At 70.5% G+C, this 22,093-nt stretch carries 21 protein-coding genes and 1 tRNA gene; 4 read left to right on the top strand and 18 right to left on the bottom strand.

Annotated features, from left to right (window positions below):
• The 14 genes from dinB to IEY63_RS11935 form a co-directional block, all read right to left on the bottom strand.
• Positions 1-1,068 (bottom strand): DNA polymerase IV, encoded by a 1,068-nt coding sequence (gene dinB / locus IEY63_RS12000; protein WP_229784677.1) that lies wholly within the window; start codon positions 1,066-1,068, stop codon positions 1-3.
• 36 nt (positions 1,069-1,104) lie between these two features.
• Positions 1,105-1,338 carry a bacteriocin immunity protein gene (locus IEY63_RS11995; protein ID WP_189069253.1) on the bottom strand — a complete coding sequence of 78 codons (234 nt, stop codon included), beginning with the start codon at positions 1,336-1,338 and terminating at the stop codon, positions 1,105-1,107.
• A gap of 70 nt (positions 1,339-1,408) precedes the next feature.
• Complete coding sequence (locus IEY63_RS11990; protein WP_189069252.1) at positions 1,409-1,858, bottom strand: hypothetical protein; 450 nt, start codon at positions 1,856-1,858, stop codon at positions 1,409-1,411.
• A gap of 26 nt (positions 1,859-1,884) precedes the next feature.
• On the bottom strand, positions 1,885-3,093 hold the full coding sequence (locus IEY63_RS11985) for a 23S rRNA (cytosine(2499)-C(5))-methyltransferase (RefSeq protein ID WP_189069251.1): 1,209 nt from the start codon (positions 3,091-3,093) through the stop codon (positions 1,885-1,887).
• 81 nt (positions 3,094-3,174) lie between these two features.
• Positions 3,175-4,425: a cation:proton antiporter gene (locus tag IEY63_RS11980; protein WP_189069250.1), complete on the bottom strand. Its 1,251-nt coding sequence runs from the start codon at positions 4,423-4,425 to the stop codon at positions 3,175-3,177.
• A 230-nt stretch (positions 4,426-4,655) separates the two neighbouring features.
• A complete protein-coding gene (locus tag IEY63_RS11975; protein ID WP_189069249.1) occupies positions 4,656-5,849 on the bottom strand; it encodes a thiolase family protein in 1,194 nt (397 codons plus the stop codon).
• A gap of 12 nt (positions 5,850-5,861) precedes the next feature.
• Positions 5,862-6,314, bottom strand: a complete 453-nt coding sequence (locus IEY63_RS11970; protein ID WP_189069248.1) for a hypothetical protein — start codon at positions 6,312-6,314, stop codon at positions 5,862-5,864.
• Positions 6,311-7,492: an alpha/beta hydrolase family protein gene (locus tag IEY63_RS11965; RefSeq protein WP_189069247.1), complete on the bottom strand. Its 1,182-nt coding sequence runs from the start codon at positions 7,490-7,492 to the stop codon at positions 6,311-6,313. Before IEY63_RS11965 ends, IEY63_RS11970 begins: the two co-directional genes overlap by 4 nt.
• Positions 7,493-7,517: 25 nt before the next feature.
• A complete protein-coding gene (locus IEY63_RS11960) occupies positions 7,518-9,863 on the bottom strand; it encodes a 3-hydroxyacyl-CoA dehydrogenase/enoyl-CoA hydratase family protein (RefSeq protein WP_189069246.1) in 2,346 nt (781 codons plus the stop codon).
• 44 nt (positions 9,864-9,907) lie between these two features.
• Entirely contained in the window at positions 9,908-10,801 is an 894-nt protein-coding gene (locus IEY63_RS11955) for a phosphotransferase (protein WP_189069245.1), read from the bottom strand.
• Between the two features lie 33 nt (positions 10,802-10,834).
• Positions 10,835-11,113, bottom strand: a complete 279-nt coding sequence (locus tag IEY63_RS11950; protein WP_189069244.1) for a hypothetical protein — start codon at positions 11,111-11,113, stop codon at positions 10,835-10,837.
• The gene (locus tag IEY63_RS11945) at positions 11,110-11,877 is read right to left on the bottom strand and encodes a sulfite exporter TauE/SafE family protein (protein ID WP_189069243.1); all 768 of its coding nucleotides are present in this window, start codon (positions 11,875-11,877) and stop codon (positions 11,110-11,112) included. Before IEY63_RS11945 ends, IEY63_RS11950 begins: the two co-directional genes overlap by 4 nt.
• A 63-nt stretch (positions 11,878-11,940) precedes the next feature.
• Entirely contained in the window at positions 11,941-13,476 is a 1,536-nt protein-coding gene (locus IEY63_RS11940) for a GGDEF domain-containing protein (protein ID WP_189069242.1), read from the bottom strand.
• A 197-nt stretch (positions 13,477-13,673) separates the two neighbouring features.
• Positions 13,674-13,748, bottom strand: a tRNA-Ala gene (locus tag IEY63_RS11935).
• 113 nt (positions 13,749-13,861) lie between these two features.
• Between IEY63_RS11935 and IEY63_RS11930 the strand changes: the two genes are divergently transcribed.
• Together IEY63_RS11930 and IEY63_RS11925 are read left to right on the top strand one after the other, a co-directional pair.
• Complete coding sequence (locus IEY63_RS11930) at positions 13,862-15,160, top strand: HD domain-containing protein (RefSeq protein WP_189069241.1); 1,299 nt, start codon at positions 13,862-13,864, stop codon at positions 15,158-15,160.
• A 182-nt stretch (positions 15,161-15,342) separates the two neighbouring features.
• Positions 15,343-16,809: a glycoside hydrolase family 13 protein gene (locus IEY63_RS11925; RefSeq protein ID WP_189069240.1), complete on the top strand. Its 1,467-nt coding sequence runs from the start codon at positions 15,343-15,345 to the stop codon at positions 16,807-16,809.
• 64 nt (positions 16,810-16,873) lie between these two features.
• Here the strand turns inward: IEY63_RS11925 and IEY63_RS11920 are convergent, their stop codons facing one another.
• The gene (locus IEY63_RS11920; protein ID WP_189069239.1) at positions 16,874-18,067 is read right to left on the bottom strand and encodes a molybdopterin molybdotransferase MoeA; all 1,194 of its coding nucleotides are present in this window, start codon (positions 18,065-18,067) and stop codon (positions 16,874-16,876) included.
• Positions 18,068-18,129: 62 nt separating this feature from the next.
• Between IEY63_RS11920 and IEY63_RS11915 the strand changes: the two genes are divergently transcribed.
• Positions 18,130-19,311 (top strand): CAP domain-containing protein, encoded by a 1,182-nt coding sequence (locus IEY63_RS11915; protein ID WP_189069238.1) that lies wholly within the window; start codon positions 18,130-18,132, stop codon positions 19,309-19,311.
• A 102-nt stretch (positions 19,312-19,413) separates the two neighbouring features.
• Positions 19,414-19,893 carry an FKBP-type peptidyl-prolyl cis-trans isomerase gene (locus tag IEY63_RS11910; RefSeq protein WP_189069237.1) on the top strand — a complete coding sequence of 160 codons (480 nt, stop codon included), beginning with the start codon at positions 19,414-19,416 and terminating at the stop codon, positions 19,891-19,893.
• A gap of 60 nt (positions 19,894-19,953) precedes the next feature.
• Here the strand turns inward: IEY63_RS11910 and IEY63_RS11905 are convergent, their stop codons facing one another.
• From IEY63_RS11905 to IEY63_RS11895, 3 genes are all read right to left on the bottom strand, one after another.
• On the bottom strand, positions 19,954-20,469 hold the full coding sequence (locus IEY63_RS11905; protein WP_189069236.1) for an HD domain-containing protein: 516 nt from the start codon (positions 20,467-20,469) through the stop codon (positions 19,954-19,956).
• Positions 20,470-20,550: 81 nt separating this feature from the next.
• Positions 20,551-21,525, bottom strand: a complete 975-nt coding sequence (gene trxB / locus IEY63_RS11900; protein ID WP_189069235.1) for a thioredoxin-disulfide reductase — start codon at positions 21,523-21,525, stop codon at positions 20,551-20,553.
• Positions 21,526-21,630: 105 nt separating this feature from the next.
• Complete coding sequence (locus IEY63_RS11895; RefSeq protein WP_189069234.1) at positions 21,631-22,062, bottom strand: hypothetical protein; 432 nt, start codon at positions 22,060-22,062, stop codon at positions 21,631-21,633.
• Positions 22,063-22,093 lie beyond the last annotated feature (31 nt).

Genomic DNA, 22,093 nt, shown 5'->3' with positions numbered 1-22,093 from the left:
CTACCCGCCCAGCAGCAGCGGTTGCGTGGGCACCTGCCCCGCTGGGACCAGTCCAGCCGCCGTGATGCCCGCCAGCCGCACGCCCCGGCCCGCGAGCAGCTCCGGCGTCAGGAGGCGCGCAGCGGCGCGGGCCAGCTCCTGCGCGGTATGAACAGGCAGCGGGAGGGTGACCCGGCGCGTGATGACGCTGCGGTCGTCGAACTTCAGTTTCAGCACCACCGTCCGCGCGGCCAGGCCGGCCCGTTCCAGGCGGCGTTCCACCCCCTGCGCCAGCACGGGCAGCCGGGCCGCCACCGCGTCCACGCCGCGCAGGTCATGCCCGTAGGTCTCCTCGGTGCCCACGCTGCGGTGCGGGCGGTCCGGCTCGACCGGGCGGTCGTCCAGGCCCCGCGCGATCCGCGAGAAGTGCGCGCCATGCACCCCGAAGCGTGCCGTCAGGCCTGCCGGGTCGGCGGCGCGCAGGTCCGCGCCCGTGCGGATGCCCATCCCGGCCAGTTTCGCCGCGGTCGCCGGGCCAATCCCGTGAAAGTCCCCCACCTTCAACCCCGCCAGCAGCGCGTCCACCTGATCCGGCAGGATCACGGTCAGCCCATCAGGCTTGTGCAAGCCGCTCGCGAGTTTCGCCAGGAACTTGTTCACGCTCACGCCCGCCGTCAGGCCCGTCCCCTCGCGGATCTGCCGCCGGATCGCCTGCGCAATCCGCGTCGCACTCGGCCCACCCATCAGGGGCGCCGTGACGTCCAGGTACGCCTCGTCCAGCGACAGCGGCTCCACCAGCGGCGTGAACGCGGCGAACACTGCGCGGATCTGCGCACTCACCTCGCGGTACGCCTCGAACCTCGGCTCCACCGCCACCAGCTCCGGGCAGCGCTCCAGCGCTCGGTACAGCGGCATCGCCGACCGCACCCCGAAGGGCCGCGCCTCGTAACTCGCGGTCAGGACCACCGAGCGCCGCCCACCCCACGCGACCGCCACGGGCCGCCCCCGCAGCCGCGCGTCATCCCGCTGCTCCACCGACGCGTAGAAGGCGTCCATGTCCACGTGAATGATCTTGCGGGGCGCCGGCACCCGCCCATGCTAGGGTCTGTCAATCAGAGAAATGGGTCACTGCTCGGGCGACCAGTTCAGGCGGATAGGCGTATACGCCCGCACGCGATCAACGATGTCCTCAGCAGTCATCTCCCGATCCGGCCAGAAGATGTCATCGCTGAGCTGAGGATCCAGGAGCTGCTCCTGAAGGGTGTCAAGAATCTGCTCCCGCTCTTCTTCGTGAACATCGGCCTGAAGCAGCCGCCGCACCAGGGCAATGAGCTGATCCCGGTTCAGAGAGTCGTCCATACCTTCAGTGTGCCCTTCTCCCGGCCACCGATGGGCTGGCCCCCGCCAGAGCGCCCTGTCGCGGGCAGGGTCAGGGTCGGGGCTGGAAGTCCGAGATCTCCCGGTAGGTCAGGTGCCGCGTGCCGTCCACCGGCGACCAGAACCACACCCGGACCGGGTACCCGTACCGCCAGTCGAACACGGCCGCCACCTCGAAGCAGAAACCGGGAACAGTGCGGGCCATGTCGAGCATCTCCTCTACCTCGCCGAAGAGCCCTTCAACGGGACCTGGGCTGCCCCGGACCTGCGGCCCGGTCAGCACCGTCGTCTCGTTGTCCATGTCCGTAACCCGGTACAGGGTCAAGGTGTAGCCCGCCGGGGCCGCCCTCTGCCAGCGCAGTTGCGCAGCCTCCAGCGCGTGCCCGGTCCGGGTCAGGCGCGCCTCCTGGCCCGGCGGGCAGCCCTGCGCGCCCGCCACACCCAGCAGGAGACACAGCGCCGCGCCCGTCCACCTTCCAGCCCACCGACGTCCTGTCCGCATGCGGCAGTCCACCACACCGGTCCGGGTCAGTCGAACTGGATGAAGATGGCCTTGAGGTACTGCGCTTCCGCGAAGGTCGCGTGGTGGTCGGGGGCGTGCTGGCTGGTGTGCAGTTCGCGCCACTTGCGGCCGGAGCGGGTGGCGGCGTCGCGGACGACGTCCCAGAATTCCTCGGCGCTGACGTGCGCGGAGCACGAGGCGCTCAGGAGGATACCGCCGGGCGCGAGGCGGCGGATGCCGTCGGCGGCGAGTTTCCTGTACGCGCGGATCGCGCCTGCCCGTTCCGTCTCGCGGCGGGCCAGGGAGGGCGGGTCGAGGATCACGAGGTCGAATTCGCAGTCGGTCTCGGCGAGCCATTCGAACACGTCGGCCTGGACGGTCTCGTGCGGGGCGGTGAGTTTCGGGTTCAGGGCGTAGTTGCGTTCAGCGCTGTCCAGCGCGTGCGCGCTGATGTCGAGGCTGACGACGTGCGCCGCCCCGCCCCGCGCGGCGTACAGGCTGAAGCCGCCGCTGAACGAGAAGGCGTTCAGGACGCGGCGGCCCCGCGCGTACTTCTCGACGCGGCGGCGGTTGTCACGCTGGTCGAGGAAGAACCCGGTCTTCTGGCCGCGCAGCACCTCCGCCTCGAAGGCCAGTCCGGTCTCGTGGAAGACGACGGTGCCGCTCCCGACGCGGCCTGCGAGGAGCTGACCGTCGAACAGGCCCTCCTCGCGGGCGCGGGTCTGGATGTTGCGGCTCAGGCGCAGCACCAGCGCGAACTCCGGGAAGCGCTCGGCGAGGAGGCCCAGCATGCGCTCCAGGTGCGGGAACCACGCGGCGGTGTACAGCTTCACGACCAGCGTGCTCGCGTAGCGGTCCACGACCAGCCCGGGAAACCCGTCGGACTCGCCGTTCACGACGCGGTACCCGTCGGTGTCCAGGCCGAACAGCGGCGCGCGGCGCAGCAGCGCCTCGTCCAGCCGCGCCGCCCACCACGCGTCGTCCAGCGTGGCCGGGGTGCCCTGGTGCAGCACCCGCACCCGCAGCGGGCTGTCCGGGTCGAACAGCCCGATCGCCAGGAAGCGGTCGCGGCGGTCGTAGATCACGGCCAGTTCCCCCGCGTCGCCGTCGCGGCTCTGGGCACGCAGGCTGGACTCGTACACCCAGGGGTGCCCGGCGCGCACGTGCGCCTCGGCAGCGGGGGACACCCGCAGTCTCAGGCGGGAACGGGTGGGGGCGGCGGGAACGTCCGGCATCCCTCCAGGGTACCGCACAGGCGGGAAAAGGCGGGAGGGGGCACGCCCCACTGGACGGCCCCCTCCTCCACGCCGCGCGACTCAGGCGGCGGGTGCGTCCCGTTCCGGGCGGGGGGCCAGGGCGCGCAGCACCAGCGGCGCCAGCACGGTCGTCAGAAGGACCATGAGCAGCACCTCGGCGTACACCTGCTTGCCGATCACGCCCGCCGCGAGGCCCAGGCTGGCGACGATCAACCCGACCTCGCCACGCGGGACCATGCCCACACCGACCAGCAGCGACTGCCTTCCGCCCATGCTGCGCGCGCCGATCAGGCCGCCCGCAACCTTGCCGATCACCGCCAGCACCGTCAGGATCAGGCCCGCGACGATCACGACCGGGTCACCCAGCACGCTCAGGTCGAGCTGCAAGCCCACGGCCACGAAGAACACCGGCGCCAGGAAGGATTCCAGGGCGTGCACCTTCGACTCGAACTCCAGTTCGTCCTTCACCTCGGCCAGCACCATGCCCGCCAGGAACGCCCCGATGATGGGCGCGAGACCCGCCACGGTGCTCAGCGCGGCCACGCCCAGGCCCACCACGATCGCCACGTTGAACATGCGTGACAGGCTCAGGTTCCGCAGTCGGGGCTGGAAGCGGCGGATGAGCGGGATGCCCAGCGCGAGCACCAGCGCCACGAACCCCACGCTGAGGCCCAGGATCAGGCCCACCTGCCCGGCACTCATGCTCTCCCCGGCGCCCAGGCCGCTCACGACCGCCAGCAGCGTCAGGCCCAGGATGTCGTCGATGACGGCCGCGCCCAGGATCACCTGCGCGAACCGGGCGTCCAGCACGCCCATCTCCTGCAACACCTTTGCCGTGATGCCCACCGACGTCGCCACCAGGGCCGTTCCCACGAACAGCGCACTGACGTTCTCCTGCCCCTGCCACAGCCCGAACCCGAAGCCCAGCGCCAGCGGGAACGCGATGCCCAGCACCGCCACGAGCAGTGCCTCCTTCCCCACCGACAGCAGATCCCGGAAGCGGGTCTCCAGACCCACCATGAACAGCAGGAACACCGCGCCCAACTCCGCGAGACTGAGCAGGAACTCGTCCGGGCGGACCAGACTCAGCACGCTCGGCCCGATCAGAATCCCGGCCAGCACCTGCCCCACCACCGCCGGAACACCCAGCTTCGAGGCCACCGTCCCGAACACCGCCGCGGCCAGCACCACCCAGAACAGCCCGAACAGCAGGTCCGCCGTTCCCGCCGAACTCGCCGCCAGCGCGCCGCCCGACAGCAGCACCCCCAGCGGCAGCGCCGCACGCCAACCCAATCCCTTGAACACCACCATCACCTCCACACCTGAAAGAGCGAAAAGCAAAAGGCATGGAGTCAGGCCAACTTGACCTGACTCCACCCCAGCGATCTATGGGAACCGCACCCCGCCGCACCGAAGCGACGAACTTGCTCGACATCCTAAAGGCTGTGTGACGCTCGGAGGCTGAGAATTAACGTCACGTGAATATGCACAGCACAGCAGGGCACCCCCTTCCCGGCGAGTGCCCTGCTTCCGTGTTCAGGTCAGTCGGCGGCCTGGTCCGCGCCGTACACTTCGATGATCCCGGCGGCGCCCATGCCCCCACCGATGCACATGGTGATCAGGGCCTTCCCGCCCCCACGGCGTTGCAGTTCGTAGATGGCGGTCGTGGCGAGTTTCGCGCCGCTGCAGCCTAGGGGGTGGCCCAGGGCGATGGCGCCGCCGTTGACGTTCATGATGTCCTGGTTCAGGCCCAGTTCCCGCGCTACGGCGAGGGACTGCGCGGCGAACGCCTCGTTCAGTTCGATCAGGTCGATGTCGTCGAGGGTCAGGCCGGTCTGCGCGAGCACCTTCGGCACGGCCTTGATGGGGCCGATGCCCATCAGTTCGGGCTCCACGCCTGCCACGGCGAAGCCGAGGAACTTCGCCAGCGGTTTCACGCCGAGTTCCTGCGCCTTCTCGCCGCTCATGATGAGCACGGCGGCCGCGCCATCACTGAAGGGGCTGCTGTTCGCGGCGCTGACCGAGCCTGTCGCCTTGAACGCGGGGCGCACCTTCGCCATGTCCGCGAGGTTCGCGTCCCGGCGGATGAGTTCGTCCTTGTCGAAGTTCACGGTTTCGGACTTCATCTTCGTGCCCTTCAGTTTATCCACGCGGACGGGGACGGGCACGATCTCGGCGTCGAACTTCCCGGCGTCCTGCGCCGCCGCGGCGCGCTGGTGGCTGCGGAAGGCGAACGCGTCCTGATCCTCGCGGCTGATGCCGTACTTCGCGGCGACGTTCTCGGCGGTCATGCCCATGCCGATGTACGCGCCGGGACGGGCGTCCACCAGTTCCGGGTTCGGGCTGGGGTTGTGGCCGCTCATGGGCACGAAGCTCATGCTCTCCACGCCACCGGCCAGCATCACGTCCGCCTGCCCGGCCTGAATGGCCGCCGCCGCCATGGCGATGGTCTGCAGGCCACTGGAGCAGAAGCGGTTCACGGTCACGCCGCCCACGCTGTCGGGCATCCCGGCGCGCAGCGCGGCCAGACGGGCCACGTTCAGGCCCTGCTCCGCCTCGGGAATCGCGCAGCCGAGATACACGTCCTCGACGATACCGGCGTCCACACCGGCGCGCTTCACGGCCTCGTTCAGTACCAGCGCCGCCAGATCGTCGGGGCGGGTGTTCGCCAGGGTGCCTTTCACGCCACGACCAACAGGCGTCCGGACGGCAGAAACAATAACAGCATCGCGCATAGTCGTTACTCCTTACAGATTCGGGAAGAAGGGGGCTTCCCGTCCCCCTGCCAGCAGTCGTTCCATATTCTGCTGGGTGATGTGCGCTTGCATGCTGGCCAGAATGAGCTGCTTGGCCTCCACCAGAGCCTCCGAGGACTCTCGAAGATCGGCAGGTTGGGTTTCGTAAATGGATTCGATCAGCGTCTGATACGGCTCATCGAAGTAATTTCCGACGATCCGCGCTGACACTTCAGTTCCTGTCGGGCCGCATAGAAATGCCAGCGTCCAGTGAATGGTGCCGTCACCCAGCACAACGCTGAAAGAAACCTGAACACCTCGGAGATCGCTGAGTCCTCCCTCCCAGGTTGAGGTCGTCACTTCACATCGCCCAACATTCGGAGTGACCTCACCGCAAAGGGCATTGGCCTGAATCCGGAAATCTTCCAGAGCCGTCAGGAGGCTATAAACCTCAGTAACGCTCATCCCTCTACCTCTGGCAGGACTTTGCCGATGAAGGTTTCGAGTTGGGCGTCGTACTGCTCGGGGTTGATGTTCCACACGCGGATGTGTTTGCCGCCTTCGACCCGGTGGTATTCAATGAGGTCGGGGCGGGCGGCGGCCAGCCTGTCGGCCTGCGCGATGGGGATGGTGCGGTCGCGCGTGCCGTGCCACATGAGGATGGGGAGGTTGAAGCCGGGTGCGGCGCGGATCTGGTCGACGGTGTCGAAGTCCTGGCCGCTGCGGCGTGTCACGACCCACTGGGTGAAGGTGGCGACGTGCCGCGCGAGGAAGGGTGGGAGGCCGAAGCGTTGGCCCTGGGAGAGGATGGTGGCCCGCCAGTCCAGCGCGGGGCAGTCGAGCATGACGCCCGTGACGGGAATGGGGTACGGCTGGTGCCGTTCGCGCAGGGCGCTGAGGGCGATGTTGCCGCCCATGCTGAAGCCGTACAGCACGGCCCGCCTGTACCCGGCCTGCTGCGCCCAGTGCAGGGCGCTGATGACGTCCTCGGCTTCCTGGTCGCCCAGGGTCAGGTAACCGCTCTCGCTGCGGGGGGCGCCGTGCGCGTTGCGGAACGTGACGAACAGGCTGGCCGCGCCGGTGCGCCGCAGCGCGGGCAGCATCCGCAGCGCCTGGGCACGCTGGCCGCCGTGACCGTGGATGACGATCACGACGGCGTCCGCGCGGCCCGGGGTGTCGCCGCTGGGCGGAATGTGCCACGCGGGCATGTCGCCCAGCGGCGTGTGCACGTTCGTGTCCTCGAACTCGACGCCCAGCTGGGCGGGCGTGCCGTTGTACACGAAGGTGCTGGCCCACGCGAGCGCGCCGTTGGGCAGCACGCCGCGTTCCTCCTGCACCGGGCGGCGCACCAGAGTGCCCACGACCTGCCGCTCACCCAGCACCGCGTGTCCCTTGTTCGGGAGCAGCGGCACGATCCCGATGGGGCCGCGCGACAGGGTTTCGCTGCTCGCGGGCAGGTACACCTCGTTCCCGCGCCGACCCACCGGCACGAACACGCCCTTCACCCAGCGCGTCTTGCTGCGCAGGGTGATATCGGCGCCCACCAGCGCACCGGCCAGCACCACCCCGGCGTAGGCCAGGGCGGCCCAGCCGAGGGCGCGGCGTTTGCGGACGTTCAGGAGTCGGTCGGTCAGGCGGGTCATGCGGTCATCCTGTCAGGCGGAGGCTTCAGTTGCGCAGGGGTTTGCCGGTCTTGAGCATGTGCTCGATGCGCTGCTGGGTGCCTTTCTTCCCGAGGAGGGTGAGGAAGGCTTCGCGTTCGAGGTCGAGGAGGTGCTGTTCGCTGACCTTGGCGGTGCGGTTGTTGCCGGTGCCGCCGGACAGGACCCGGGCGAGCTGTTCGCTGACGACGAGGTCGTAGTCGGTGATGTAGCCGCCCTGATGCATGCCGTGCAGGGCGCTCTTGATCGCGCCGATGGCGGCGTCGCCCATGACGGGGATGTCCTGGCGGGGGGTGGGTTGCACGTAGCCGGGGGCCAGGGCGAGGACCTGACGCTTGGCGTCCTCAAGGATGTGGTTTTTATTCATGGCGACGGTGTCGGTGTCGCGCAGGAAGCCGAGGTTGCGGGCTTCGAGGGCGCTGGTGCTCACCTTGGCGGTGCCGATGAGTTCGAAGGCGCGTTGCACGGCGGGCAGCAGGGTGGCGCCGAGGCGCTGGCTGGGCTGCTGTTGATCCGTGAAGCGCAGCAGCATTTCCTTGGTGCCGCCGCCGCCGGGGATGAGGCCCACGCCGACTTCCACGAGGCCCATGTACAGTTCGGCGCTGGCGACGACGTGGTCGGCGTGCAGGGTGAACTCGGCGCCGCCGCCGAGCGTCAGGCCGAAGGGGGCGGCGACGGTGGGGTGGGGGCTGAAGCGCAGCGAGGTGGTGACCTGCTGGAACTGCTTGATCATGTCGTCGAGTTCGTCCCACTCGTCCGCCTGCGCCTGCGAGAGGATCAGGGGGAGGTTCGCGCCCGCGCTGAAGTTGTCGCCCTGGTTGCCGATGACGAGGCCCGCGTAGCCCATGTCCTGCACGAGCTTGTGGGCGTCCTGCACGGTGCGGAGCTGGTCCTCGCCGAGGGCGTTCATCTTGGCGTGCCATTCGGCGAGCAGCACGCCGTCGCCCAGGTCGATGACACTGGCCCCGGCGCGTTTCTTGACGATCTTCGTGGCGTCCTTCTTCAGGTCGGTCAGGATGAAGTACGGGGCCTCGTACGCGGTGGGCTGGCCTCCGGGGGTGACAATCTCGCCGTTCTGGTAGAAGGCGTCGCGGCCACTGGCTTTCATGGCGGCCAGCAGGGGGGGCAGGGTGCGGCCCTCGGCCTCGAGGTTGGCGATGACGGTCTGGACGCCGAGGGTGTCCATCGTCTCGAAGGGACCCTGTTCCCAGCCGAAGCCCCACTTGAGGGCGTTGTCGATGTCCTGGAGGCGGTTGCTGACATTGCCGGCCATCTTGGCGGCGTACCAGAAGCCGTCGTTCATGACGCCGCGCAGGAAGTCGCCTTCTTTGCCTTCGGCGCCGTACAGGGCCTTCACGCGGGCCGCGAGCGGCTGGCCCTTGACGGCTTCGACGGCAGCGACCTTGACCTTGCCCTGGTCCTCGTACTCGAAGGTGTCGAGGTTCAGGTTGAGGATCTTGGTCTTGCCCTTCTCGTCCTTGGTCTTCTTGTAGAAGCCGCTGCCGGTCTTGTCGCCCAGCCACTTCTTCTCTTCGACCAGGGTGCGGAAGGCGGGCGTGAGGGTGAAGTCCTCGTCGTCGGGGGTGGCCTTCCCGAGGTCGTTGGACACGTGGTAGATGATGTCCAGGCCGGACAGGTCGGCGGTGCGGAAGGTGGCGCTGCTGGCGCGTCCCAGGGCGGGGCCCGTGAGCTGGTCCACCTGCGCGGGGGTCAGTCCGGCCTTGACCATGTGGTCCATAGCGCGGACGATGCCGTACACGCCGATGCGGTTGGCGACGAAGCCCGGCACGTCGTTGGCGACCACGATGCCCTTGCCGAGGGTGGTTTCCGCGAACTCGCTGAAGGTCTTCACGATCGCCGGGTCGGTCTTGGGCGTGGGGATGACTTCCAGCAGGTGCAGGTAGCGGGGCGGGTTGAAGAAGTGCGCGCCCACGAAGCGGCGCTGGAAGTCCTCACCGCGGCCCTCGATCTGGAGGTGCATGGGGATGCCGCTGGAGTTGCTGGAGATGATCGCGGTCTTCTTGGCGACGGCCTCAACTTTGGCCCACAGGTCGCGTTTGGCGTCGAGTTTCTCGATGATCGCCTCGATGATCCAGTCGGCGTCCTTGAGTTTTTTCAGGTCGTCTTCGAGGTTGCCGACCTGGATCAGGGCGGCGCGGGCCGGGTCCATGAAGGCGGCGGGGCGGGCTTTCAGGGCGCGCTGCACGCCGCTCTTAGCGAGGAAGTTGCGGTCGGGGTTGTCGGGCAGGACGATGTCCAGCAGGGTGACGGGAATCCCGGCGTTGGCGAGCTGGGCGGCGATGGCAGCGCCCATGACGCCTGCGCCGATGACTGCGGCTTTCTGAATCTTCATGCGACCTCCTGCGAGATACCTATAAAATTAGACTCGGTTCAAGTTTAAGGCGGGGGCGGGTCGTTTGTCCACCAAGCCCGCACCCCCTCCAGCGCCCGCCGTCCCGCCTCCAGGTACGCCGGCCGCCCCTCCCGCACCGCGAACGCCAGGTCACCCAGCGCGCGGCACAGCGCGTACCACGCCGCGCGCTCCCACACCGCCCCGGACGCCGGGTATACGCTCCGCGCCGCCTGCACCACTGCCGGGTCACCCCAGTGGAGCAGTCCCGCCAGATCCCGCGCCGGGTCCCCCAGCGCCGCGTCCGCCCAGTCCAGCACGCCCACCAGTCGCCCCTGCCCGTCCAGGTGAGCGTGCTCGGCGGCGAAATCCCCGTGAATGGGCACCGGCTCCACCTCCCGCAGGTCGGGCACGTTCTGTACGCGAGCCGCCCAGGTCCCGGCCTCCGGCAGCACCCCTGCCGCCGACGCGACGTGCAGGTCGTCCAGCGCGGCGTCCCGCCAGTCGTGCCCGGTCGGATCGAGATCCACGCCCAGCCTGGAGCCCTGCGGGTTCAGCCTGTGCAGGTCGGCCAGCCAGCCCCCCAGCACCCCGCCCAGCGCACCCGGATCGGATAGCGGCTGCCCCAGTGCCGACAAGCCGGGTACGCGCCGCGCCACGCTGAAGCCCTCCGGGGCCAGGGGCGCCGGGTCACCCAGGTGAAGCACCTCCGGCAGCGCCGCGCCGGGCAGCCGGGGGGTCAGCCACGCCAGCAACCGCGCTTCGCGCCGCAGGGCCTCTGCCCCGCCGGGCCAGCGGGGCAGACGAACGACAAGGTCCTCCCCCAGTGCGTAGGCGCGGTGATCGCTGCCCACGCCCAGCAGGCTCACCGCGTCTGACGGGGCGCGCAGCAGGGCCGCCACCTGCCGCGCACTCAGGGCCGGAAGTTCCGGGGCATTCACCCTCCCAGTCCATCACGCCTCAGTTCTGGGGGGCTACTTGATGAAGCCTTTCACCACGAACACCAGGGCCAGACCCGCCAGGGCCAGCAGCGCCGCGCCGCTCAGGCGGCGGTCGGTGCGCCAGCCCGCCGCCGCCACCCACAGCGCCGCCAGGACCGGCACGGCCGCCACCCATACCACGCCCACCCACGCGTAGTCCGGCAGCAGCACGCCCACTGCCAGCAGGGCCACGCCCACCCAGAAGCCCAGCGGGTACAGCCACGCGGGCAGCCCGGCCAGTTCGGTGTCCGGCTTACGGTCCGGGGCGCTCACGCCTGCCCCCAGTACTTCCACAGGAGTTGCAGGGCGGTGAAGATCAGAAGCAGGCTGAAGAACAGTTTCAGTTGCGCGGCGGGAATGCGGCTCTGCAGGCTGGCCCCGGCGCGCGCGCCGATCAGGACGCCCAGCGCCACCCCGGCCGCCAGGCGCAGATCGAGCAGGCCTCCCGCCTGGTACACCAGCGCGTTGCCGACGGCGGTCAGACCCATGATGAAGGTGCTCGTGGCGATGGCCTGCCGGATGGGCACGCCCGCCATGAGGTTCAGCACCGGAACCTGCACGGTGCCGCCGCCAATGCCCAGCAGGCCACTCATGATGCCCGCGAAGGTCATCGCGGGCGGCACCAGGCGGGAGGGTTCCCGTTCGACCTCCACGCGTTTCAGGCCGCGCAGAAGGTTGTACGCGGAGTACAGCAGCAGCGCCGCGAACACAGTGGCGACCGCGCGGGCCGGGAGGATCAGACCCAGGAACGACCCGGCGGCGCCGCCCACGATGGTGTACGGCGAGAGGAGGTACCCGGTCCGGGCGCGCACGAGGCCCTGTTGCAGGTAACTGGCCGCGCCGCTCAGGCCCACCGCGAGCACACCGATCTGGCTGATCGCGACCGCTTGAGCGATGGTGATGTCCCGCCCGAAGTGCGGCAGCAGGAATTCCAGCGCGGGCACCACGACCACGCCGCCCCCCAGGCCCAGAATCGCGCCGAGCACGCCGGCCAGGAGGCCCACGCCGATGACGGCCAGGGTCACGGCGCTGATCATGCCCTGCGCCTCACGCGGGGCGCGGCCGGGAAATCGGATGGCGTTCGGGTCACGTTCCGGAGGCTAACACGCGCCCGGCGGCTCCGGGCGAGCGTCACGCAGGCGGGACGGGCTGGCGGGCGCCTCGTTCACGCGGCGGCCACCGGCGCGTTTGGCCTCGTACAGTGCGGCGTCCGCGCGGGCCAGGAGGGTCTGTTCGGGCAGGGGCGTGTCGGCACTGGCGACGCCCACCGAGACACTCAGCGGCATAGTGCCGCCCCGCACGGCAAACGGTTCAGACAGGCACTCCACCACCAGCAGCGCGTACCGCCTCACCAGTGCGGGCTCCAGCGGCCCGCGGCTGAGCAGCGCGAACTCATCGCCGCCCAGACGCGCGGGAACGAAATCCGGTTGCGCCACCCCCTGAAGCCGGCGGGCCACCTCGCGCAGCACGAGATCCCCCGCCGCATGACCGTACGTGTCATTCACGGGCTTGAATCCGTCCAGGTCCAGCATCAGCAGGGACCGCTCGCCACCCTCCTGCGCGCGCAGCAGGCGGTAGAAGCCCTCGCGGTTGAGCAGGCCCGTCAGGCCGTCATGGTGCGCGCGGAGTTCCATCTCGTCACGGCTACGCTGCAACTGCGCGGCCTGCTCGGTCAGCGCGCGGTTCAGGCGCGCCGTCTCCAGCAGCGTGACCGCCTGCCGGACCATCACCAACGCGAACACCGTGACCGTGAACCACACCACGCCCCGCCCGCGCAGGTCCGCCCCCGGGGTGTTCGAGACCAGAATCAGGCAGGCGGTCAGCACCGCCAGGTACGGCAGGGGCCGCACCACGGCGCTCAGGACGGCGCCTGGCGGGACGCGGCCGGCGCCCTGACGGGACAGCAGGATGAACCCCGCGGTCTGCCCCACCGTGCCCCAGGTCCACAGCAGGTCCGGCAGGCCGACCGGCATCCGCACCGGGCCGTCCATCAGGTACACCAGGTCCGCCACCACGTACGACAGCAGGCCCAGCAGCAGCGGCCACGCGGACGCGCGGCTCAGGCGCAGCCGCAGCAGCACCAGGGTCAGCAGCACCACGTCCAGCACGACATACGAGACGTTCACGGCCTTGAACAGCAGCGTGGTCCGGGCGTCCACCAGCAGCGGCGCCACGCCCAGCACCCACGACAGTTCCGCCACGACCACTCCGGTGATCAGGCTGTCCAGCACCCACTCCGGCGGCCCCAGTCGGCCCTCCCGCGCGCCCGGCACCCCGCCTCCCCGCAGGCTGAGCAGCAGCCCCAGCAGGCCCAGGTAGTACGCGTGGTACAGCGCGTCCCCCAGTCCGTAATCCGGGGCGCGCACGTGCCGCAGGTCGAACGCCGCCACCACGTACACCTCCGCCGCCGCCAGCAGGGTCAGGCAGGTCGCCGCCCACACGGCCAGGCGACGGTCCCGCGCGCCGCGCACCGCCTGCCAGCACGCCAGCGCCGCCACAGCTGGGACCAGCAGGTACAGCTGGTCCGAGACGGGCAGGATCTCGCCCGCGCGGACACTGAAGAGCAGGGACAGAGTGTGGGCCGCAGCGGTCAGGAGCAGCAGGATCAGCAGGGGTGGCAGGTGAGGTCGGGGCATGGGCCAGTCCAGCGGCAGCCTAACGCGCCGGCCATCACGCGGACCTGACCGCGCTGAAGCTGACGGGCAACCCGGAGCAGGCCTTCGGCGCACCCCGCAGCCAGCGGGGCGCCTCAATGCAGCCCTGAACAGCGAAGATGCCAGAGCAGTTGTGTCCTGGCATCTTCACGTTCTGGTCGTCTGGGACGACTCTATTTTGGTGGAGGCTTGGGGATTCGAACCCCAGACCCTCCGCTTGCAAAGCGGATGCTCTCCCGCTGAGCTAAGCCCCCTCAGCGCCCGGCAATGTATCAGAGGGGCGCCGGTCTGACAAGGGGCGCCGGGTGGGGTCGCGTACGCCAGCACGCGGATGGCCGTGGGGGCGGGCGCAGGTAGCATGGCGGGCATGTTCCGCCGCTCCTCGCCACTCCCACCGTTTCCGCCGGGTGCCGTGCTCGTGGGTGGCGCGGCGCGGGACTGGTTGCGGGGCGTGGCCGCAAAGGATTTCGACTGGATGGTGCCGGACCCGGCGGGCGCGGCGCACCTGCTGGCGGGCGCGCTTGGGGGCTCGGCCTTCGAGCTGGATGCGGAGCGGGGGTACTGGCGGGTCTCAGCGCCGGGCGGGGTGCAGCATGATCTGGTGCCGCGCCCGGCGGACGTGGAGGAGGACCTGCGGCGGCGGGATTTCACGGTGAATGCGCTGGGGGTGCTGCCGGGCGGCCGGGTGCTGGACGTGGTGGGTGGGCAGGCGGACCTGCGCGCGCGGCGGCTGCGGATGGTGTCGCGGGAGAATCTGCACGCGGACCCGCTGCGGGCGTGGCGGGCGGCGCGGTTCGAGTTGACGCTGGGGTTCCGACTGGAGGCCGGAACGGAGGCGGCGGTGCGGGAGGTCGCGTCGGATCTGGCGGCGGGCCGCCTGCCGCTGCCCGCGTGGGAGCGGGTGCGGGATGAGGTGCACGCGCTGCTGCGATCCATGGACGCGGCGCGGGGGGTAGGGCGGCTGGAGGAGCTGGGTCTGCTGGCCCTGACTGTCCCGGAGCTGCGCGAGGGGCAGGGCGTGACGCAGGGCGGCTTTCATCACCTGGACGTGTTCGCGCATGGGGTGGAGGCGCTGCACCAGCTGATCGGGCGCTTTCCGGACGCCCCGGTCACTTTGCGCTGGGCGGCGCTGCTGCATGACGTGGGCAAACCCCGCACGCTGGTGCGTGACGAGCTGACCGGGCGGGCGTCGTTCTACGGGCATGACAAGGTGGGGGCGGCCATCACGGCGCAGGTGCTGACGCGCCTGAAGCTCCCCGGGGAGGACGTGCGGCACGCCTCGGCACTGGTGGGGGCGCACATGGTCCCGCTGCCCGCCACCGAGCGGGAGGCGCGGCGCTTCGTGCACCGCCGCCGCGCGCTGCTGCCGGACCTGCTGGCGGTGATGCTGGCCGACCGGGAGGCGGCGCGCGGCCCGATGAGCAGTGACGCCTCCCGCCGGGCGTACGCGCGCGGCATCGAGCGGGTCCTGACGGCGCTGGAGGAGCAGCCCAGCCCCCCGCCTCCGCTGCTGCGCGGCGAGGAGATCATGGCCCTGCTGGGCGTGCCCCCGGGCCCCCGGGTGGGCGAGGCGACCCGCGCGCTGGCCGAGGCGGCGGCCCTGGGCGAGGTCGGCACCCCCGGGGAGGCCCGCGCGTTCCTGCTGGCCTGGGCCGCCGCGAACTAAAGCAGTTCTCCGAATTACGGCATCGGAACAACAGACTTCCGATGCCTCCATTCTCCGTCCTGCTCAGCAACATTCACTCGCTCCGCTCGGCCATAAAGACTGCGTCTTTATGGCAAATGCTCTAGCCGGGTGGGGGGGCCGTCAGCATTCCGACAGGGCCATGGGGCTATCCTGGCCCGGTCATGAACGCGCTTCACCCGGACCACACCCTCGATCCCCGTCCTGTCACGCCGCAGTGGGTGACGGACGCGGTGTTCTACCAGATCTTCCCCGACCGCTTCGCCCGTTCGGGTCGCGTGCGGGGCCTGAACCTCCAGGAGTGGGGGGACACGCCGCACTTCAACCGGTACATGGGCGGCGACCTGTGGGGCGTGGCGGCGAAACTGGACTACATCCAGAGCCTGGGCGTGAACGCCATCTACTTCTGCCCGGTGTTCCAGTCAGCCAGCAACCACCGCTACCACACGCACGACTACTACCAGGTGGACCCCATGCTGGGCGGCAACGAGGCCCTGCGGCACCTGATCGACGAGGCGCACGCGCGCGGCATGCGCGTGGTGCTGGACGGCGTGTTCAACCACGCCAGCCGGGGGTTCTTCCAATTCAACGACCTGCTGGAGCAGGGCGAGGCGAGCGCGTACCGCGACTGGTTCCACGTGGACGCGTGGCCGCTGCACCCGTACGACGACGCGCAGCCCGCGAACTACGCGGCGTGGTGGGGCAACCGCGCGCTGCCCAAATTCAACACGGACAACCGCGCGGTGCGGGCGTTCCTGTGGGACGTCGCCGAGCACTGGATCCGTTTCGGCGTGGACGGCTGGCGGCTGGACGTCCCGAACGAGATCGACGACGATTCCTTCTGGCAGGAGTTCCGGCGGCGCGTGAAGGCCATCAACCCGGACGCGTACATCGTCGGGGAGATCTGGGGCGACGCGCACCGCTGGTTGCAGGGCGATCAGTTCGACGCAGTCATGAACTACCACTTCACGCGGCCCTGCCTGGCGTTCTTCGGGGCGCACACCCTCGATCACCCCATGAACGAGCGCAGCGGCACGGGGCGCGTGGACGCGGTGGACGCCGCGGCGTTCGCGCAGCGCATGACCGAGGTGACGCGCATGTACCACCCGGACGTGGTGCGCGTGCAGCTGAACCTGCTCGACTCGCACGACACGGCGCGGTTCCTGACTGCCGTGGGCGGGGATCACACGGCATTCCGGCTGGCGACGGTGTTCCAGATGACGTACGTGGGCACGCCCTGCATCTACTACGGTGATGAGGTGGGCCTGCCCGGCGGCCCGGACCCCGACTGCCGCCGCGCGTTCCCCTGGGACGAGGGCAGCTGGAACCAGGAGACCCTGGCCCTGACCCGCAAGCTGACGGCGGCCCGCCACGCGAGCCCCGCCCTACAACGTGGGGACTTCCATGTGACGCATGCGCAGGGCGAGCAGCTCGTGTACGCGCGCCGTCACGCGAGCGGCGCGGCGTTCGTGGGTCTGAACACCGGCCTGAAGGACGCGCACCTGCCGTTCACGGGCGTCACGCCCGGCGATTACCGCGACGTGCTCACGGGCCGCACCGTCCACCTGACCGGCGACACACCCCTGAGCGTGCCCGCGCGCGGCGCGCTGGTGCTGGTCCCTCTGGCGTAAACCGCAGGCCGGGGGCGGGCGGCAGAGCGCACACGCCCTCTGCCGTCCGCCCTCGACTTCTCAGCTACATCAGGATCACGTCCACGTCGTCGCCGGACTGCACGGCCTGCCCTTCGGGGACGATCACCAGGGCGCCCGCGTCACTCAGGGACCGCAGGATGCCGCTGCCCTGCTGGCCGTAGTCGCGGACCTGCCCGCCTTCGATCACGCCGCGCCAGAACGCGGTCTTGTCGGGCAGGGCGCGGAAGGGCGTGGCGGCGCGCAGGCGCAGCGTCTGGGGGGGCTGCCCGGTCAGGGCGGGCCGCACGATCACGTGGAACACCACGAGGCTGCTGACCGGGTTGCCGGGCAGGCCGAAGACGGGCAGCCCGTTCCAGCCGCCCAGAATGGCGGGCCCGCCGGGGCGCATGCGGACCTTCCAGAAGCTCACGCGGCCCTGCTCGACCAGCAGGTCCCGCATGAAGTCGTACTTGCCCATGCTGACGCCGCCGCTGGTCAGCAGGACGTCCGCGCCGCCCGCCGCGTCAATGGCCGCCTGGAGCGCCTGCGGGCTGTCGGGCGCGTGACCCAGCGGGAGGACCTCGCACCCGGCTTCCAGCAGCATGGCGTGCAGGCCGACGCTGTTGCTGTCGTACACCTGCCCCGCCGTCAGGGGCTGGCCGGGCGGGACGACCTCGTCCCCGGTGGAGAGCAGCGCGACCCGCAGGCGGCGCTGCACGCTCAGCGCCGCGTGTCCAAGGGCGGCCGCCAGCGCCAGCCGGGGGGCCGTGAGGTGCTGCCCGGCGTGCAGGACGACCTCGCCCGCGCGGAAGTCGCCGCCCTCATGGCGGACGTCGGCGGGACTGGCGGGGCGGCGCAGGAGCACCCCGTCCGGCCCGTCGTCGCTCAGTTGCTCGACCGGGCAGATGGCGTCCGTGCCCGCTGGGAGGGGCGCGCCGGTGTAGATCCGCACGCACTCGCCCGACCTGACCGTGCCGGTGAACGCGGCCCCGGCGCGGCTCTCTCCGATCACGCGCAGGCGCGCTGGGGCGTCCGGGGTGGCGCCCAGCGTGTCGGCCTCACGGGCGGCAATGCCGTCCAGGGCGCTCTCGGTGGCACTGGGATGACTGACCAGCGCGGGCACGTCCCGGGCCAGGGTGCGGCCGTACGCCTGCGCGAGCGGCACGGTCTCGGTGGGGCGGGCGGGCAGCAGCGCGGCCAAATGCGCGCGGGCGTCATCCACGCTGACGTGCATGGGGAAGGGCGGGGCGGCGGTCATGAAGGCAGGATAGGCGCGCGGCGCACGCAGCGCAGCCCCGTCCCGTCTAGCCTGAACGTGGCATGACGAACTGGAGGCGGGCCCTGTGGACCATTCTGAGCGGCGCGGCGCTGTTCGCGCTGGGTCTCGCTGGGATCTGGCTGGCCGGGTGGTGGCCGGGGCGGACAGTCAACCAGCCCCCCGCCCCACAGCTGGAAGCACCGGCCACGCCCCCCTCCCGCCTTCCCGACCCGGTGGCCAGCACGCCCCCGCCAGCGCAGCCGGTCCTAGATTCGCCCGCGGTGTCGCCGGCACCATCTGAGGCGGCCGCGCCCCTGCCAGTCCCCGCACCGGCGGCGCCTGACCCTGCCGCAGCCCAGCAGGGGGTGCCGCAGCCAGTCCCCGCGCCCGCACCGACAGGCGAGCGTCAGCCCGCTCTGGAGACGCCCCTGGCGAGTGTCATGGCCGCGCCTGAGGCCGCCGCCACGGCCGCCCCACCTCTGCTGGCGGGATTGAACCGGGTGCGGGCGCGGGCGGGGCTGCCACCCGTGAAGGCAGAGGGCGCGTGGCAGGCGAGCTGCGCGGGGCACGCGCGGTACCTCGTGCGCGCGGACCGGGCCGAGCACCGCGAGGATCCCGCCAGTCCGTTCCGGTCGGCGGCGGGTGAGGCGTGTGCACCCGGGCATTACTTCGTGTCCAGCCGAGAGGACGCCAGCCCAGAGCGGGCCCTGACGTACTGGGTGGGCGGCGCGTTTCACCTGCCGCAGCTGATCGATCCGCGCCTGACGCGCGTGGCGGGGGGCGCGGCGCATGATCAGGGGGGCGACTTCCGCTCGGCGCTGGTGCTGGACGTGCGGCGCGGCCTGAGCGGCGCGGGGCGGTACCCGGTGCGTTTCCCGGCGCCGGGACAGGTGGCGCCCACGCTGAACGCGGCCACCGGCGAGTGGCCGGACGCGCTGGCGGGGTGTCCGGCGGTGCCGACGCGGGGCGCGCCGGTCGCGCTGCTGCTGGGGCCCGCTTGGACGGGGGCCGTGACGGACGTGAACGTCCGCGTGAATGACCGGCCTGTGGGCGCGTGCCTGCTGACCGCGGCGACCTTCACCGGCGCGAACGACGGGGAGACCCGGGTGGGGCGGAATGTGCTGGCCGCGCAGGGGGCCGCGCTGGCCCTGCCGGACGCACCGCTGCCGGCCGGGGCGGACGTGAGCGTGCGCTTCAGCACGACGCGCGGGGCGGTGAGCTGGTCGTTCCGCACGCAACCCTGACGCGCGGGTGACCGCGGCGCTCAGGTCAGGGGGTACACTCCTGAGAGGCGATCACGCCCGCCCGCCCACCTGATCTCGGTGCGGCGGGGCAACGGAGACCCCATGAACATCACCCAGGACAAGGTTGTCGAACTCGATTACAAACTCACCGTGAACGGCGAGATCATCGACCAGAGCGAACCCGGCGAGCCGCTGGTCTACCTGCAGGGCCACAGCAACATCATTCCCGGACTGGAGCGCGCCCTGGAGGGCAAGGCCGTCGGGGACGAGCTGCAGGTGACCGTGCAGCCCGAGGACGGCTACGGCGAGCGGGACGAGGAGAACGTCGAGGAACTGTCCCGCGAGGACTTCGAGGACGACGTGGAGATCGGCGCGACGTACTACGCGCAGGCGGAGGACGGCAGTGTCATTCCGTTCACGGTCATGAGCGTGGACGGCGACACCGTGAAAGTGGACTTCAACCCGCCGCTGGCCGGGATGGTCCTGAACTTCGACGTGAAGGTGCTGGACGTCCGTGACGCGACCGCCGAGGAACTCGATCATGGCCACGCGCACACCGAGGGTGACCACCACCACGAGTAAGTGCACCGGACAGCGCCGCCTTCCCAATGCAGGAAGGCGGCGCTGTTCACGTGGTGGCGCCTACTCCTGATCGTCGTAGACATGCAGAAGCTGGGCGTCGGGGTCACCGCCGGGGTGGTGGTGGCGCGCCACGAGGCGGGCCACGCGGGGCCGCGCGCCCGCGTGTGCCAGGAGCCGCGCGCCGAGTTCCGGGTGGTGCGCGCGCACCCCGATCGCCCCGACTGGCGGCAGGATGCGGGTCAGGCGGTTGGGAATCAGGCCGACCAGCACGCGTTCCCACAGGTAGTAGGGGCGCAGGCTCTTGCCGCAGTCATGCAGGAGCGTGGCGGCGACCAGTTCGGGGTCGGCGTGCGGGTGGTCGCGCAGCAGGTGGCGGGTGACGCGGCAGGCGTGCTCGCGGTCGCGGGGGTCCATGGCGCGGTACACGACCTGCTCGGCGGGGGTGAGCAGGTGCTCGGCCCAGGGGTCGTCGGGGTGGGCGTCCTCGGCGTTGACGCTGCGCAGCAGGCGGCGGGCCTTGGCGGCGTACCCGCGTGCCTTGCGGCGGATTCGCGCGGGGAGGGAACGGCGGGGCATGCGCTGAGCATAACGGGAGAGGGACGCCCCGGTGCGGTCCGGGCGTCCCTCTGGCGTGCTGACGCGTTCTTAACGCTGCGTTCAGTCGGCGGCGGTTTCGGTTTCGAGTTCCAGGGCGGCCAGGGCGCGTTCGGCGCTCATGGCGGCGCGGGTCCCGGCGCCGACGGACGTGCCCAGCTGGCGGTAGATGTAGTCGCTGACGTCGCCGGCGGCGAACAGCATCGGGACGCTGGTGTAGATCTCGTCCGTGACGTCCACGTACCCGTCGGGGCGGAGTTTGACGGTGTCCTTGACGAATTCGGTGTTGGGGGTGTGGCCGATGAAGATGAACACGCCGTCGGTGCTCATGTCGGTTTCCTCGCCGGTCTTGAGGTTCCTCAGGCGCACGCCGGTGACGGTGTCCTCGCCCTTGATTTCCTCAACGGCGGTGTCCCAGATGAATTTCATCTTGGGGTTCGCGAACGCGCGGGCCTGGGCGACCTTGTTGGCGCGCAGGGTGTCGCGGCGGTGGATCAGGGTGACCTCGTCGGCGAACTTGGTCAGGAACAGCCCTTCCTCGACGGCGGCGTCCCCGCCGCCCACGACGACGACCTTCTTGCCGCGGTAGAAGAAGCCGTCGCAGGTGGCGCAGGTGCTGACGCCCTTGCCCCAGAAGTGCTCCTCGCCGGGCACGTACAGGCGCTTGGGGTTGGCGCCGGTGGCGAGAATGACGGCCTTGGCGCGGTAGGTGCCGCCGTAGCCGGTGACCGTGAAGGGGTAGGCGTGTTCGCGGTCGTCGTCGGTGCGGGTGATGCTCTGGACCTCGTCCATCTCGATGACGCCGCCGAACTTCTCAGCCTGCTGCTGCATGCGGCTGGCGAGTTCCATGCCGCTGATGGGTTCGGGGAAGCCGGGGTAGTTCTCGACTTCCTCGGTCTGGGCGATCTGCCCGCCGGGGAGGCCCTTTTCGAGGATCAGGGTGCTGAGGCTGGCGCGGCCGGTGTAGATCGCGGCGGTGAGGCCGGCGGGGCCGCCGCCGACGATGACCACGTCGTAGTTCTGGGTGTTGCCCGTCATGGGTGAAGCGTACCACCGGGCACGATTGGGGATGGTCAGCCACGCACAGTTTATTTTTTAAAGCATCCCCGACCCAGCGGCGGACTGGAGCAGCACGGTGACGCCCTACACCGGCTTGCCCGGCAGGCCGCCGATGAACGCGCGCCAGGGGTCCAGCGCACCCATCACCGGGCGGGGTGGGCGGTGCAGGGCCACGAGTCCCTCGCGGTAGGTGGGGCCGTGGCGGGCGGCGATCCAGGTTTCGTGGGCGTGCACGGCGGCGCGCAGGTGCAGGCGGCCCTCGGTAGCAGGCACAGTGCGGCCACCGCGCGTGAAGGTCTGGGTGCGGCGGTTGAAGTGCAGCGGCTCGCCGGGCAGGAGCAGGGTCAGTCCGGCGGAATGCAGGCTGAGGCCGCCCAGGGTGGAGCGGCTGCTGCCGTGTGGGGTGGGGGTCTTACGAAGGCCGCGCAGGGTCAGGTCGCCCTGGCGGGCGTCGAGGCCCAGGAACCAGAACCGGGCGGTCAGCGGGCAGCGCCTACGGAGGTGGAACCTTGCCATATTAATGATAATAGAATATCGTTATCAGGGC

Source organism: Deinococcus radiotolerans, from assembly GCF_014647435.1.
Classification (GTDB): Bacteria; Deinococcota; Deinococci; order Deinococcales; family Deinococcaceae; genus Deinococcus; species Deinococcus radiotolerans.
Note: the sequence above shows the minus strand (reverse complement) of the source record. Positions and strands in the feature narration are given on the sequence as shown.

What these genes read in the sequence shown, in the direction of transcription:
- IEY63_RS11995 (WP_189069253.1), bottom strand. Translation starts at nt 1,338, where the DNA reads ATGGACGACTCTCTGAACCGGGATCAGCTCATTGCCCTGGTGCGGCGG.
- IEY63_RS11990 (WP_189069252.1), bottom strand. Translation starts at nt 1,858, where the DNA reads ATGCGGACAGGACGTCGGTGGGCTGGAAGGTGGACGGGCGCGGCGCTG.
- IEY63_RS11985 (WP_189069251.1), bottom strand. Translation starts at nt 3,093, where the DNA reads ATGCCGGACGTTCCCGCCGCCCCCACCCGTTCCCGCCTGAGACTGCGG.
- IEY63_RS11980 (WP_189069250.1), bottom strand. Translation starts at nt 4,425, where the DNA reads ATGGTGGTGTTCAAGGGATTGGGTTGGCGTGCGGCGCTGCCGCTGGGG.
- IEY63_RS11975 (WP_189069249.1), bottom strand. Translation starts at nt 5,849, where the DNA reads ATGCGCGATGCTGTTATTGTTTCTGCCGTCCGGACGCCTGTTGGTCGT.
- IEY63_RS11970 (WP_189069248.1), bottom strand. Translation starts at nt 6,314, where the DNA reads ATGAGCGTTACTGAGGTTTATAGCCTCCTGACGGCTCTGGAAGATTTC.
- IEY63_RS11965 (WP_189069247.1), bottom strand. Translation starts at nt 7,492, where the DNA reads ATGACCCGCCTGACCGACCGACTCCTGAACGTCCGCAAACGCCGCGCC.
- IEY63_RS11960 (WP_189069246.1), bottom strand. Translation starts at nt 9,863, where the DNA reads ATGAAGATTCAGAAAGCCGCAGTCATCGGCGCAGGCGTCATGGGCGCT.
- IEY63_RS11945 (WP_189069243.1), bottom strand. Translation starts at nt 11,877, where the DNA reads ATGATCAGCGCCGTGACCCTGGCCGTCATCGGCGTGGGCCTCCTGGCC.
- IEY63_RS11940 (WP_189069242.1), bottom strand. Translation starts at nt 13,476, where the DNA reads ATGCCCCGACCTCACCTGCCACCCCTGCTGATCCTGCTGCTCCTGACC.
- IEY63_RS11930 (WP_189069241.1), top strand. Translation starts at nt 13,862, where the DNA reads ATGTTCCGCCGCTCCTCGCCACTCCCACCGTTTCCGCCGGGTGCCGTG.
- IEY63_RS11925 (WP_189069240.1), top strand. Translation starts at nt 15,343, where the DNA reads ATGAACGCGCTTCACCCGGACCACACCCTCGATCCCCGTCCTGTCACG.
- IEY63_RS11920 (WP_189069239.1), bottom strand. Translation starts at nt 18,067, where the DNA reads ATGACCGCCGCCCCGCCCTTCCCCATGCACGTCAGCGTGGATGACGCC.
- IEY63_RS11915 (WP_189069238.1), top strand. Translation starts at nt 18,130, where the DNA reads ATGACGAACTGGAGGCGGGCCCTGTGGACCATTCTGAGCGGCGCGGCG.
- IEY63_RS11910 (WP_189069237.1), top strand. Translation starts at nt 19,414, where the DNA reads ATGAACATCACCCAGGACAAGGTTGTCGAACTCGATTACAAACTCACC.
- IEY63_RS11905 (WP_189069236.1), bottom strand. Translation starts at nt 20,469, where the DNA reads ATGCCCCGCCGTTCCCTCCCCGCGCGAATCCGCCGCAAGGCACGCGGG.
- trxB (WP_189069235.1), bottom strand. Translation starts at nt 21,525, where the DNA reads ATGACGGGCAACACCCAGAACTACGACGTGGTCATCGTCGGCGGCGGC.
- IEY63_RS11895 (WP_189069234.1), bottom strand. Translation starts at nt 22,062, where the DNA reads ATGGCAAGGTTCCACCTCCGTAGGCGCTGCCCGCTGACCGCCCGGTTC.